Below are 13,320 nucleotides of genomic sequence, written 5' to 3'. Positions count from 1 at the left end.
CCGGAGGGGCGGCCTGGCTCAAGCGGTCTGCTCCTGGCGCAGCTCGTCGCACAGCGTGGCCACGGCCCGGAGCGTGTTGAACAGCTCCACCATGGGCACCTCCACGCCCAGCTCGCTCTCGATGCGATTGGACAGGACCGTGGCCATCAGGGAGTTGCCGCCAATCTCCAGGAAGTGGTCCTCCGGGCGCACGACCTCCACGCCCAGCAACTCCTTCCACCACGCCGCCAGCTTCGCTTCCGTGTCCGTCAGGCTGGAGGCTTCTTCGGGGCTCGGGTTCAAGGCCGTTCCTTTTCGCCCGCTCACGCGGGCTTGAGCCGCTCGCGCAGCAGGTACTTGCGCACCTTGCCGGTGGCCGTCTTGGGCATCTCGTCGATGAGGTCCAGGCGGTCCGGCCAGTACTGGTTGGACATGCCCTGCTGCTTGAGGTGGTCGCGCAGTTCGTTGAGCGTGGGCGGGGCCTCTCCCTCGCGCACCACGACGACGGCGCATACCCGCTCGCCGCCAATCCTGTCGTCCGAGTGTGCGACGACCGCGACCTCCTTCACCTTCGGGTGCGAGTACAGCGCGGACTCCACCTCCACCACGGGGATCTTGTACCCGTACCGGAAGATGACGTCCTTCAGCCGCCCCACGATGCGGATGCCGCCGCGCCCGTCGTCGCGCGCCAGGTCGCCCGTGTCGAACCAGCCCTCCGCGTCCACCGCCGCGGCGTACACGTCGTCACGCATGAAGTAGGTGAGGCACTGGCTGGCGCCGCGCACCATGAGCCTTCCCGTCCCATCCGGGTACGGCGTGCCGTCCTCCGCGAGCGCCGGGACGATTCGCGTCTCCATCCACGCCACCGCCCGTCCATCACTCTGGCTGGGCCAGTCCGGCGGGTCCTCGTGCCGGGTGATGGTGACCGCGCCGTTCTCCGTCATGCCCCACAGCGTGTGCAGCCGCACGCCGAACACCTCTCGCACCGCCGCGATGAGGTGCGGCGGCACCGGGATGGAGCCCGTGGCCAACTGCCGCAGCGAGGAGGTGTTGCGCTGGCGCTTTCGCTGCAACGCGATGAGGTTCATCAGGTACGTGGGAATGCCGTACGTGAACGTGACGCCGTGCTCCTCGAAGAGCTTGAGCGTCAGCTCCGGGTCGCCCACGTCCATGTAGATGGCCGTGGCCCCCAGCAGGATGGGCATCAGGTACGAGTACGTGAACCCCGTGGACGCCGTCAGCAGCGACGGCAGCGCCACCACGTCCGTCGCGTCGATGCCCAACGTGTCGCAGAGCGCGCGCGTGATGCCGTAGTTCGTGTTGTGCGAGTGCACCACGCCCTTCGGCTCGCCCGTGGTGCCGGACGTATAGAGGATGTTGCACACGTCGTCCGAGGCCGCGGGCGCGATGCCCTCCAGCGACGCCTCCTTCTCCCACTCGCGCTCGATGAAGTGGCGCTCGAAGTCCTGCTCGCCGGCCTGGAGGTCGGTGTTGCTGCCCAGCAGCACCCGGTGGCGCAGGGACGGCAGCACCGCCGCGATGTCGCGCGCCATGTCCCGGTGGGAGTGCCCCGTCCATGACGTGGGCCCCACGTACACGGAGGCCTCCGTGCGCCCCAGGATGAACTCCACCTCGCGGCGCCGGTAGTCCGGCGGAATGGGCGCGATGACCGCCCCCAACCGCGCGCACGCCAGCGCCAGCGCCGTGAAGTGCCACCCGTTGGGCAGCTGCACCGCGACGATGTCCTCGCGCCCCACGCCCAGCTCGCGCAGGCCCAGCGCGAACCGGTCCATGTATCGCGCCAGCTCCGCGTACGTCAGCCGCGTGATGTCCTTGGAAAAGTACCGTGCGGCGATGATCGCGGTCTTGTCCGGGTGCGCCTGGACGCAGCGACGCAGATCGTCAACGACCGTGATGTCACGCCACCAACCCTTTCGGCGGTACTCCGCACCCTTCTCCAATGCCGCTGCGTTATGGAAACGCTGCCCCATCTGAAGGTCTCCTCCGAGTGACGTGAAACCGGGGAATGTCGAGCCTTCCGCGTGTGTAACACCGCGATATTACCGGGCAAGACGGTTTTTTCTCGTACATCTACATCCTGAGAAAATCCGCGTTGACGGCGCATGATGCGTTTTCCTAGGGTGTCTCACAACAGCCGGATTCCTGGGCTGTGTCAGCGACGCTACGGGCATGACCTTCTCGGCGAATCCAACGACCCCCGGGCTGTCGCGCGACGCGCGGACGCCAGAAGAACCCACGGCCTCCGGCGGCCCGGTGGCGCCTGCCCGCCCTGGGGACGGGGCTGCGGGCGCCGCGTCGGATGCGGGTCTGGCGCTGCTGCCCGGACGGGCGAAGCGCATCCGCCGGACCATCGTGCGGCTGGCGGCGACGCCGTCGGGCTGTCACCTGGGCGGCTCGCTGTCGATGGTGGAGATCCTGGTGGCGCTGCTGGGCCGGGTGATGCGCGTGGATCCGCGCGCGCCGAAGGCACCGGAGCGTGACCACCTCATCCTGTCCAAGGGGCACGCGGCGGCGGGGCTCTACGCGGCGCTGGCGGAGTTCGGCTTCGTGGACGTGGAGACGCTGGTGCGCGAGTACAACGCGGACGGCAGCATCTTCACCGGCCACGTGAACGCGGCGGTGCCGGGCGTGGAGTTCGCCACCGGCAGCCTGGGCCACGGCCTGGGGCTGGGCGTGGGCCTGACGCTCGCGCACGTGCTGCGCGGGGAACCCAACCGCACCTTCGTCGTCTGCGGAGACGGAGAGATGGGCGAGGGCTCCAACTGGGAAGCGCTCCAGGTGGCGTCGCACCGCAAGCTCACCGGCCTCACGCTGATCATCGACCGCAACGGCGGACAGAACGATGGCCCCACCGAGTCCATCCTGTCGCAGGAGGCGCTGGTCCAGAGGCTGGACGCGTTCGGCTTCCAGTCGCTGGAGGTGGACGGGCACGACCTGCCCGCGCTGGTGGCCGCGCTGGAGGCGCCCGTCGTGGGCTGCCGTCCGCGCGCCATCGTCGCCCGGACGCAGAAGGGCGCGGGCGTGCCCATGCTCAAGGGCAAGGGGCCGCACTACGCGGTGTTCTCGCCGGAGCACCTGCGGCGGGCGCTCGCGTCGCTGGGGGAGGACGGCCAGTGAGCGCGTCGCTCGAGTCGACGGTGGACCTGGCCCAGGCGCCGGAGGCGTGGCTCGCCGCGCACCCGGAGCTGTCCAGCCGGCTGGTGTTCCGGCACGCGGCGGCGCGCTTCGCGCAAGATGACGCGCGCGTCGTCTTCCTGGAGGCGGACCTGGGCGGCGGAGGCGATCCGTTCGAGAAGCGCCACCCCCAGCGCTACTTCAACCTGGGCATCTGCGAGGCCACCATGCTGGACATGGCGTGTGGCCTGGCGCACGGCGGGCACACCGTCATCGCGCACAGCTTCGCGGCGTTCGGCGTGATGCGCGCGTGCGAGCAGGTGCGGCTGAACCTGGCCTATGCGCGCGCCAACGTGAAGCTGGTGTGCGACTACGGCGGCGTGGCGGGTGCCTTCTTCGGCCCCACGCACCACGCGATTGAAGACCTGGCCGTGCTGCGCGCGATGCCCAACCTCACCGTGGTGTCACCCGCGGACGGCCTGGAGACGGTGCAGGCCACGCGCGCGATGCTCCAGCACGAAGGGCCGGTGTACCTGCGGCTGGGCCGCAACCGCGTCACCCGGCTGGACATCCCGCGCCCGCCGTTCGAGCTGGGCCGCGCCGCGCTCCTGCGCGAGGGCGACGACGTGGGGCTGCTCGCGCACGGCGAGGTGGGCGTGTCCGTGGCGCTGGACGCCGCGAAGCTGCTGGAGGCGCAGGGCGTCTCCGCGCGCGTGCTCAACGTGCATACGTTGAAGCCGCTGGACGAGGAGGCGGTGCGCGAGACGGCGGCGCGCACGCGGCTCCTGGTGACGGTGGAGGAGCACAACGTGCTGGGCGGTCTGGGCAGCGCGGTGTGCGAGACGGTTTGCTCGCTGGACCTGGGGCGGCGCGTGCTGCGCGTGGGCCTGCAGGACCGCTACGACTCGCGCGCGGGTTCGCACGAGGCGTTGCTCAAGGGCCATGGCCTGGAGGGCGGGCAGGTGGCCGAGCGCATCCTGGGAGTGCTCCCAAGAACCCCGGTGTTTGCCGTGGAACCCGCAACGAGGAGGGACTGACATGCAGGTCCAGAATCCGAATCCGATGACGCAGTCCGTGCCCCCCGAGCAGTGTCCGCTGTGTGCGCAGCCGGTGCCGGGCGGCAACCGCATCGTGGGCGAGGTGCTCTCCTGTGACGGCTGCTCCGCCGAACTGGAGGTGGTGGGCGTCAACCCGCTGCGGCTCGAGGAAGCACCCGAGGTCGAGGAAGACTGGGGGGAGTAGCCCCGCGCCATGCGCAAGGTCGACCTCGTCTATACGCGCGTGCGCACCGAGGAGAAGCTCCTCCTCGAGGCGCTGCGCAGGCGCGACTGCGCCGTCAACCTGGTGCAGGACTCCGGGATGGTGCTGTCGATGGATCGACAGCGCGTCACCGAGGCCGACACCGTGTTGATGCGCAGCATGTCCTTCACGCGTGCGCGCTACCTGGCCACGTTCCTGGAGATGAAGGGGCTGCGCGTGCTCAACAGCGCGCGGACCATCTCCCTGTGCGGGGACAAGGCGCTCACCAGCGCCGCGCTGGCCGCGAAGGGCGTGCCCACGCCGTGGTCGTTCGTGGCCTTCGACGAGGACGCGTGCCTGGAGGCAATCGAGCAGAAGGGCTACCCGGTGGTGACCAAGCCCGTGCTGGGGAGCTGGGGCCGGATGGTGGCCCGGCTGGACTCGCGCTCCGCCGCGGAGGGCGTGCTGTCCACGCGCTTCGGCACCGGCGGGGCGCAGGACCACGTGGCCCTGGTGCAGGAGTACGTGGACAAGCCGGGCTACGACCTGCGCGTCTACGTCATCGGCCGCGCGGTGGGTGGCTTGCGGCGGCGCTCCGAGCATTGGATCACCAACACCGCGCGCGGCGCCGTGCCGGAGCGCTACGAGGTGCCGGTGGTGCACGCGAAGCTGGCGGAGGCCGCCGCGGAGGCGGTGGGTGGGGACATGGTGGCGGTGGACCTGCTGGAGACGCGCGGCGGCGACATCTACGTCAACGAGATCAACCACTGCGTGGAGTTCGCGCGCAGCATCGACGAGACGGGTGTCCCGCTGCCGGACCTCATCGCGGAGTACGTCGCGTCCGGAGCCGGGGGAGCCCGGCGATGAGCGTGCGCGTGGCGGTGCTGGGAGCCGCGGGCTACACCGGCGGCGAGGTGCTGCGCCTGTTGCTCGCGCACCCGGCCGTGGAGGTGGTGCAGGCCACCTCCGGCCAGTTCGCCGGCAAGCGCCTGGACTTCCCGCACCCGCACCTGCGCGGGGTGGGTACGCTTCGCTACACGCCGCACGACGCGCTGGAGCCCTGCGACGTGCTGGTGAGCTGCATGCCTCAAGGGGAGCTGCTCCAGCGCTGGCAGAAGGTGTCCCGGCTGGCGGAGCGGGTGGTGGACCTGAGCGCGGACTTCCGCCTGGACGCCGCGAGGCACGCGCGCTGGTACGGCAAGCACCCGCGCCCGGACGACGTGCCCGCGTTCGTCTACGGCCTGCCGGAGTGGATGGGCGAGGCGCTGACGAACGCGCGCCACGTCGCGGTGCCCGGCTGCATGGCGCACGCGGGATTGCTGGCGCTCCTGCCGCTCCTGCACGCGGGGCTCGCGCGTCCGGACGTGCTGGTGGTGGACGCGAAGACGGGCTCGTCCGGGGGCGGATCCACGCCGGACCGCTCCTCGCACCACCCGGAGCGCGCGAACGCGCTGCGCTGCTACAAGCCGGTGGGCCACCGACACACGGGCGAGCTGGAGGGCGTGGTGGCGCGCGTCACCGGACAGCAGCCCACCATCCACTTCAGCGCCACGGCGGTGCCGGGCGTGCGCGGTATCCTGGCCACGGTGCACGCCTTCGCGGCGCGGCCGGTGGAGGAGGCGGAGGTGGTGCGCGCCATCGCCACGCGCTACCGCGAGAAGCCCTTCGTGCGGCTCCTGCGCCCCAGCGCGTCGCTCTCTCCGTTCCCGGAGCCCGGGCCGCTCCTGGGCACGAACCACTGTGATTTGTCGGTGGACGTGGACGCGGAGCGGGGCCGCATCGTGGTGAACGCGGCCATCGACAACCTGGTGAAGGGCGCCGCCGGCACGGCGGTGCATGCGTTGAACCTGATGCTGGGCCGTCCGGAGACGGAAGGGTTGGGCTTCCGGGGCCTGCATCCGCTCTAGACCGCTTTTCATTTTCGAGGAGCCGCACCCATGAGCTTGAGCACGAAATCCCCTGGCGAGGTGTTCGCGGCCGCGGTCCAGAAGCAGGGCACGAAGGCGCACGTGGACTACGACACGTCCATCGTGGACGCGTTCCCCGGCTTCAAGCGCCGTCCGCGCATCGCGGTGCGCGGCATGTTCAAGACGGCCAAGGCGGAGCGCGACCCGGTCCCCTTCTGGTACGAGACGCACCCCCAGACGAAGCCCGCCGGGCCGGTGCAGGACGTGGAGCTGCGCCCGGAAGCGGGCTTCGAGTTCCATCAGGACACGCAGGCGCTCAAGCCCACGCGCGCGTGGATCCAGGTGCCGCGCAACCTGCTGGAGGATTCGCAGTCCCTGGCGCAGTTCATCGACTTCCGGTTGCTGGTGCGTTTGAACACGGCGGAGAACCAGGCGCTGTGCATCGGCAAGGGTGGGGAGGGCGTTCGGGGCCTGATGCACACGCCGGGCATCGTGCGGCTGCCGGCGAAGAAGAACGCGGTGGCCTCGCTGCTCAACGCCTGCGCGCAGGTGGAGCAGATGGGCGGATCCGCGGACGGCATCGTCATCAACTCGTTGGACTTCTACGAGCACCTGGTGGGCCAGCAGTCGCTCCTGTCGGACCTGGCGGCCATGGGCATCCGCCTGTGCCGCACGCGCATGGTGAACCCGGGCACCATCATCGTGGGGGACTTCACGGCCGCGGCGACGCTGTATGACAGCCAGCGCTCGGTCATCCGGTTCGCGGAGCCGCCGCCGGGCATCTTCCCGCGCGAGGGACTGGCCGCCTACGGCGAGGTCTTCACGACGCTCGCGGTGCACCTGCCCACCCACTTCTTCGTGGCGTCGCTGACCTGATGGCCACCGCGAGCGCGAAGGGTGAGGGCGCGCAGCTCACGGTCCTCTACATCACCGGCTGGTGCCGCAGCGGCAGCACCATCCTGGGCAACGTCCTCAACGAGGTCCCGGGCTTCTTCCACGTGGGGGAGCTGAGCTTCCTCTGGAAGAACGCGTACGGGAACGGGTCCAACACGTTGTGCGGCTGCGGCCAGCAACTGTTGGAGTGCGGCATCTGGAACACGGTGCTGAGCTCCGACGTGTCGGCGGGCCTGACGCCGCGCGCGCATGCGGCGGAGGTGGTGCGCAGGCAGCAGGCCGCCGTGCGCACGCGGCACACGCTGCGGGTGCTGGACGAGGCAGGGGATTCGCAGGCGCTCCAGTCGCACGCGGACTTCCTGGCGCGCACGTACCGGACCATCGCGCGAGCGACGGGGAGCACGGTGTTGGTGGACAGCGGGAAGTTCCCGTCCGAGGCGGCGCTGCTGCCGCGCGTGGACGGCATCCGGCCGCTGTACCTGCACCTGGTGCGCGACCCGCGCGCGGTGACGCACTCGTGGACGAAGACGAAGCAGTACGTCGTCCCCATGTCCGCCGCGCGCAGCACGGCGTACTGGCTGGGCTTCAACGCCGCGTCGGAGGAGGTGACGCGGAGGTTCCCCGACCAGTCGCTCTTCCTGCGCTACGAGGACTTCATCGCCGCGCCGGACCGCACCGTGGACACGGTGCTGGACCTGGTGGGCGTGCCGCGAGCACAGAACCCGGTGAAGGGGCGCACGGTGGTGCTGGGGAAGAACCACACCGTCACCGGCAACCCGGACCGCTTCCGCAGCGGACCCACGCTCCTGCGCGGCGAGGACGACGCATGGAAGGGGGAGCTGGCCTCCGGAGCGAAGGCGCTCACCGTGGCGCTCGCCTGGCCGCTGATGGCGAAGTACGGCTACTTCAGCGGAGCACGGCGAGCACCCATCGGAGGGGCCGCACCGGACGCGGGCGCGGAGCGTCGCCCCTGAGTCTCCGGCCATGAGCTCGGTCCTCACGGATGAGAAGCCAGGAAACCTTCTGGGCCCCCGCCGGAGGCGCACCGAAAAAACCTGTCCGACAGTCGGACAGGTTTTGAGGACCACGGCAGGCGCGCTCCGGTCCAGCCATGCACCGGAAACCTGTCGGACAGCCGGACAGGTTCTGGAGGTCCGAAGCCCGGGACCTCGTCCCGACCAAGCTGCGGAAACCTGTCGGACAGTCGGACAAGTTCTGGAGAACCGGGGCCCGGGACCTCGTCCCGCCCGAGCCGAGGAAACCTGTCGGACAGTCGGACAAGTTCTGGAGAACCGGGGCCCGGGACCTCGTCCCGACCAGGTTGAGGAAACCGGTCGGACAGTCGGACAGGTTTTGAAGAACCGAGGTCCGGGACCTCGTCCTGCCCGAGCCGCGGAAGCCTGTCGGACGGTCGGACAGGTTTTGGGGCACCGGGGTCGGGAACCATCGGTCCTGCCGGGCTGCGGAAACTTGTCGGACGGTCGGACAGGTTTTACGCGCACCGCAGCGGTGAGGCCGTTGTTCCATCTGGGCACGGAACCTGTCGGACAGTCGGACCGGTTTGGGCGCACCGGTGCCAGGGGCTGCCGGTCCATCCAGGCCGCAGAAACCTGTCGGACCGTCGGACAGGTTTTGGAAAGTCGTGGTTGGGGACCGTCGTTCCAATCGGGCGACTGGAACCCTGTCGGACAGTCGGACCGATTTGGGCGAGTCGTGGCCGGGGATCGTCGCTCCATCTGGAGCACGGAAACCTGTTCGACAGTCGGACCCGTTTGGGAACGTCGTCGCTGGAGGGGCTGTCCGCTGCGGTCGGGCGGGGGAATCCTGTCAGTCGGACCGGTTTGGGCGTGCCGGGCGGAATGCGCTCGGGGGAATCCGGGGCTTGTGGGCTGTGCCCCGGTGCGGTCGGGCAGGGTTGGGGATAGGGCTCCGTCAACGCGGCTTCGTCCGGCGTGAAGGCGGGGCGAGGTGGCGCGTCTGGGGCTTGTTTCGATAGGGCGAACGGCGGCGCTCGCTGGGCCTGGTCTTCAGTGACGTGCGCCGGGCGGGTTTCGACGAGGGCGGGGACGGGCTGGCATGCCTCGACCCTCGTGGGTGCGGTTCAGTGATGTCGGGTGTGGTCGTTCGGCGGCGGCCTTGCGCCAACTTCTGGAGGGACGCGGATGGAACTGGGACTCGCCAACAAGGTCGCGCTCGTCGCTGGTGGCTCCAGCGGGCTGGGGCTCGCTGTCGCGGAGGAACTGGCGAAGGAGGGCGCGCATGTCGCCATCGGTGCTCGGGATACCGACCGGCTGGCTCAGGCGGAGGCTCGGCTCAAGTCCGTGGCCCGGAGCGGCAGGGTGCTGGCGTCTCGCGTGGACGTGAAGGATGACGCGGACGTGCGCCGCTGGGTGGAGGAGGTGGTCGCCACACTGGGCACGCTGCACGTCGTCGTCACCAACAGCGGCGGCCCTCCTCCGGGCCCGGCCTCCACCTTCGGCGTGGATGCGTACCGGAGCGCGGCGGACGCGGTGCTGCTGCCTCCCATCTCCCTGGCGCTCGCGGCGCTCCCGCACCTGAAGAAGGCCGGATGGGGACGCTTGCTGTTCATCACCTCGGAGACCGTGCACCGGCCGGTGGCCCGCTTCGCGCTGTCCGGCTTTGCTCGCATGGGAATCCTCGGCTTCTCCGCCGCGCTGGTGCAGGAACTGGGCGATGCCGGTATCACCGTCAATGTGCTGGCTCCGGGCTACATGCGCACGCCTCCGGTGGAGCGCACCGCCGGCAACGCGGGTGACGTGGAGGCGGGCCTTCGCGCCATGGGGGCACACATCCCGCTCAAGCGCGTGGGGCTCCCGGAGGAGTTCGCCGCCGCGGCGGTGTTCCTCGCCAGCGAGCGCGCTTCCTTCATCACCGGCACCGTGCAACTCGTGGACGGTGGCGCGAGCGTCATCGGATGAGCGCGACGCCTGCCTCTTCCTCCCGCCGTCCCGTCGTCGTGAAGATTGGCGGCGCGGCGGGCGTGGACCTGGAGAACGTCTGCTCGGACGTCGTGGAGCTCGTCCGCCAGGGCGAGCGCGTCGTCGTCGTCAACGGCGGTTCGGAGGCCGGTGAGCGGCTCCTGGGCTCGCTGGGCCTGGAGCGCCCGGAGGCCACCACCGCGAACGGCAACGTCGTGCGCCTCACCTACGCGCCCACGCTGCGCGCGCTCACCATGGCGTGGGTGGGCGAGGTCAACAAGGCCGTGGTGCTGGCGCTGCTCGCGAAGGGCGTCACCGCCCTGGGCCTGTGCGGCGCGGACGGCCGCGTGCTCACCGCGCGCCGCCGGCCTCCCCTCAAGTTGCAGGACTCCGATGGGCGCATGCGCATCGACCGCGAGCACCTGGCGGGCGAGGTCTCCTCGGTGAACTCGGCGCTCCTGGGGACGCTGCTGGAGGGCGGCTACGTGCCCGTCGTGTGTCCTCCCGCGGTGACGGAGGACGGCGTGCTCGTGAACGTGGACGCGGACCACGTGGCGTCGTCCATCTCGGCGGCGCTGGGCGCGAAGGCCCTGGTCATCCTCTCCAACGTGCCGGGGCTGCTCGCGGATCCGAAGGACCCGGGCTCGCTGGTGCGCTCCAGCGACGACGTGGAGGGCTGCATGCCGCTGGCCGGTGGACGCATGCGCTACAAGCTGGAGGCCGTGCGCCGCGCGCTGCACGGCGGAGTTCCGACCGCTTACGTGAGCGCGTCGCGCGTGGCCCGGCCGGTGTTCTCCGCGCTGGAGGAGACGGGCGGTACGAAGTTCACCCTTCGCGAGGGAGGCACGGCGGATGCGGGCGCGTGAGCCAGGCGTCGACTTGTTGCGGTGGATGGTGGAGCAGTACAGCCCCAGCCACCAGGAGGCCTCCTTCGCCGGAGCGCTGGTGGAGCGGCTGGGCGCTCGCGGCTGGCGGGCCCACACCGACCCCGTGGGCAACGCCGTCGCCCGCTACGGGGACGGAGACACCGTCATCGCGTTCCTGGGCCACATCGACACCGTGCCCGGAGAGGTGCCCGTGCGGCTGGAGGGCCAGAAGCTCTACGGCCGGGGCGCGGTGGACGCCAAGGGACCGCTGTGCGCGTTCATCGAAGCCGTGGAGCTGCTGGACGACGCGGAGCGCGCCGGCAAGCAGTTCCTGCTCCTGGGCTGCGTGGAGGAGGAGGTCGCCATCACCCGCGGCGCCCTGCACGTGCGCGACCAGTACGCCCCGGACTTCGTCATCAACGGCGAGCCCAGCGGCGCGCACGCGGTGACCATCGGCTACAAGGGCCTCTTGCGCCTGGACCTGGAGCACCGCGCCAGCCGCCGCCATACCGCGAGCCGCGACTACCGCGCCGCCGCCGAGCACGTCATCGACGCGTGGAACGCGCTCAAGCGCCTGTGTGACGACTGGAACCGCGAGCGCCCGTCCCTCTTCGAGCAGAACCTGCCCTCCCTCAACGCCTTCCACACCGGCGCCACGGAGACGGAGGAGTGGGCCACGGCCGCCGTGAGCATCCGCACCGGCCCGTCCACGGACACCGATGCCCTGCTCGCGGCGCTGGCCACCGTGCCCTCCGTGACGGTGCGCACCGTGGCCCGGAAGAACGCCGTGTCCACGAATGGCAACGACGCGCTCTCCCGCGTCTTCAAGCAGGCCATCCGCGAGCGCGGCGTGAAGCCCACGCTGCGCCTGAAGACCGGCACGTCCGACTGGAACACCGTGGCCTCCGCGTGGGCCGTGCCCACCGTGGCGTACGGCCCCGGCGACGCCGCGCTGGACCACACGCCGAACGAGCACATCGACCTGCCGGAGTACGAGGAGGGCGTCGCGGTGCTCGCGCGCGTGCTGGCGCTCCTGCCGGTGAAGGGGACCGCGGGAGGCTGAAACGCTCAGGTGCCCAGCGCGGCCAGGCCCCTCGCGCGCAGGGTCCGCATCCCCACCACGATGCCGAAGAAGAGCAGGGCACAGCCCGCGGTGATGGGCCGCACACCCACGCGGTCCGACAGCGCGCCCTGGCCCCAGACGCCCAGGATGTAGCCCGCGTTCACCAGCAGCAGGAACAGGCTGCTCACGCGCGCCTGCAACTCCGGCGGCGTGCGCGCCTGGCACACCGTCTTCAGGCCCGTGAATGCGACCAGGTACACGGCGCCCAGGATGAACAGCGTCACCAGGGCCACCGGCAGCGTGGGGGACAGCCAGTACGCGGCGGAGCACAGCCCCACGAGCAGCAGCGCCGACTCCAGGAAGGCGCGCCGCCCCATCCTCGCGGCGAGGGCGCCGGAGCCGAACGCCGCGATGACCGCGCCCGTCCCCTGCGCCGTGAGCAGCATGGACGTGGTGGTCGCGTCCCCACCCAGCACCTTCAGCGCGAACACCGGCACCAGGCCCACGAAGGGGGAGATGAGCAGGCCCACCAGCGCCCCGGAGCCCAGCGCGAGCGCGATGCCCGGATCCGTCCACGCCAGGCGCACGCCCCGCATGATGCCGGCCCACAGCGAATCCACCTTGGGGGGCAGGGTGCTCGCCGCGCCGCGCATCCCCGCGAGCGCCAGCAGCACGGCGAGGAAGGACAGCGTGTTGACGAACAGCGCCCCGGCGATGCCCACCTTCGTCAGCACGAGCGCGGCCAGCACGGGCCCGATGATGCGCCCCAGGTTGAACTGCGCCGAGTCCAGGCTGAGCGCGTTGTGCAGGTCCTCCGGGGGCACCACGGCCACGGTGAGCGCCGTGGCGCAGGGGATGACCAGCGTGCTGAACGCGCCGTTGAGCAGCGAGAGGACCGCCACCCACGGCACCGACAGGTTGTTCGTCCCGGCCAGCACCGTGAGCAGCGCGGCCAGCAGCGCCTGCACGCAGATGCACACGGCCATGAAGGTGCGCCGGTCGAAGCGGTCCGCGAGCGCTCCACCCAGGGGCGCGAGCACCAACGAAGGCAGGTGCGTCAGCGCGGCGACCCCGCCCGTCCACGCGGCCTGGCCCGTCACCTGCGTGACGTAGACCCCCAGGGCCACGGACTCCATCCACGTGCCGATGTTCGACACGAGCGTGCCCAGCCAGAGAAGGGTGAAGTCGCGATGAGACAGGGCCCGGGCGGAGCCCGAACGTGAGAACAAGGAGGTGGCCACGGCGGTACTCTTTCTACAGCGCGTCCCTGACGCATGCTCGGTGGGCGCACGCCTACA

General features: G+C 70.7%; 13 protein-coding genes. 10 read left to right on the top strand and 3 right to left on the bottom strand.

All coding sequences use genetic code 11. From position 1 onward, the window contains the following. Window positions 1–18 precede the first annotated feature (18 nt). Together JYJ93_RS32815 and JYJ93_RS32810 are read right to left on the bottom strand one after the other, a co-directional pair. Entirely contained in the window at window positions 19–282 is a 264-nt protein-coding gene (locus tag JYJ93_RS32815; protein WP_206798499.1) for a phosphopantetheine-binding protein, read from the bottom strand. Window positions 283–302: 20 nt separating this feature from the next. Then, window positions 303–1,970, bottom strand: a complete 1,668-nt coding sequence (locus JYJ93_RS32810; RefSeq protein WP_206798498.1) for an AMP-binding protein — start codon at window positions 1,968–1,970, stop codon at window positions 303–305. 199 nt (window positions 1,971–2,169) lie between these two features. On the opposite strand from JYJ93_RS32810, the gene JYJ93_RS32805 reads away from it, so the two are divergent. The 10 genes from JYJ93_RS32805 to JYJ93_RS32760 all read left to right on the top strand — a co-directional run bounded on the left by JYJ93_RS32805 (window position 2,170) and on the right by JYJ93_RS32760 (window position 12,022). Further along, entirely contained in the window at window positions 2,170–3,117 is a 948-nt protein-coding gene (locus tag JYJ93_RS32805) for a thiamine pyrophosphate-dependent enzyme (RefSeq protein ID WP_206798497.1), read from the top strand. Beyond that, window positions 3,114–4,151, top strand: a complete 1,038-nt coding sequence (locus JYJ93_RS32800) for a transketolase C-terminal domain-containing protein (protein ID WP_206798496.1) — start codon at window positions 3,114–3,116, stop codon at window positions 4,149–4,151. Before JYJ93_RS32805 ends, JYJ93_RS32800 begins: the two co-directional genes overlap by 4 nt. A gap of 1 nt (window position 4,152) precedes the next feature. Then, window positions 4,153–4,356: a lysine biosynthesis protein LysW gene (gene lysW, locus JYJ93_RS32795; RefSeq protein WP_120551333.1), complete on the top strand. Its 204-nt coding sequence runs from the start codon at window positions 4,153–4,155 to the stop codon at window positions 4,354–4,356. 9 nt (window positions 4,357–4,365) lie between these two features. Then, the gene (locus JYJ93_RS32790; protein ID WP_206798495.1) at window positions 4,366–5,220 is read left to right on the top strand and encodes a RimK family alpha-L-glutamate ligase; all 855 of its coding nucleotides are present in this window, start codon (window positions 4,366–4,368) and stop codon (window positions 5,218–5,220) included. Further along, the gene (argC, locus tag JYJ93_RS32785; protein WP_206798494.1) at window positions 5,217–6,260 is read left to right on the top strand and encodes an N-acetyl-gamma-glutamyl-phosphate reductase; all 1,044 of its coding nucleotides are present in this window, start codon (window positions 5,217–5,219) and stop codon (window positions 6,258–6,260) included. The genes JYJ93_RS32790 and argC overlap by 4 nt, the downstream gene beginning before the upstream one ends. Before the next feature lie 30 nt (window positions 6,261–6,290). Continuing rightward, window positions 6,291–7,136 (top strand): family 3 encapsulin nanocompartment shell protein, encoded by an 846-nt coding sequence (locus JYJ93_RS32780; RefSeq protein ID WP_206798493.1) that lies wholly within the window; start codon window positions 6,291–6,293, stop codon window positions 7,134–7,136. Beyond that, window positions 7,136–8,128, top strand: a complete 993-nt coding sequence (locus JYJ93_RS32775) for a sulfotransferase (protein ID WP_206798492.1) — start codon at window positions 7,136–7,138, stop codon at window positions 8,126–8,128. Before JYJ93_RS32780 ends, JYJ93_RS32775 begins: the two co-directional genes overlap by 1 nt. Window positions 8,129–9,316: 1,188 nt before the next feature. Then, a complete protein-coding gene (locus JYJ93_RS32770) occupies window positions 9,317–10,093 on the top strand; it encodes an SDR family oxidoreductase (protein WP_206798491.1) in 777 nt (258 codons plus the stop codon). Further along, window positions 10,090–10,959: a [LysW]-aminoadipate kinase gene (locus JYJ93_RS32765; RefSeq protein ID WP_206798490.1), complete on the top strand. Its 870-nt coding sequence runs from the start codon at window positions 10,090–10,092 to the stop codon at window positions 10,957–10,959. The genes JYJ93_RS32770 and JYJ93_RS32765 overlap by 4 nt, the downstream gene beginning before the upstream one ends. Continuing rightward, window positions 10,946–12,022 (top strand): M20/M25/M40 family metallo-hydrolase, encoded by a 1,077-nt coding sequence (locus JYJ93_RS32760; RefSeq protein WP_206798489.1) that lies wholly within the window; start codon window positions 10,946–10,948, stop codon window positions 12,020–12,022. The genes JYJ93_RS32765 and JYJ93_RS32760 overlap by 14 nt, the downstream gene beginning before the upstream one ends. 5 nt (window positions 12,023–12,027) lie before the next feature. Here JYJ93_RS32760 and JYJ93_RS32755 read toward each other — a convergent pair whose 3' ends face one another. After that, the gene (locus tag JYJ93_RS32755; RefSeq protein WP_206798488.1) at window positions 12,028–13,263 is read right to left on the bottom strand and encodes an MFS transporter; all 1,236 of its coding nucleotides are present in this window, start codon (window positions 13,261–13,263) and stop codon (window positions 12,028–12,030) included. Window positions 13,264–13,320 lie beyond the last annotated feature (57 nt).

It is taken from the genome of Corallococcus sp. NCSPR001 (assembly GCF_017309135.1).
Lineage (GTDB): Bacteria > Myxococcota > Myxococcia > Myxococcales > Myxococcaceae > Corallococcus.
The sequence above is the reverse complement of the archived record's forward strand: the minus strand, read 5'-3'. Positions and strand labels throughout refer to the sequence as shown.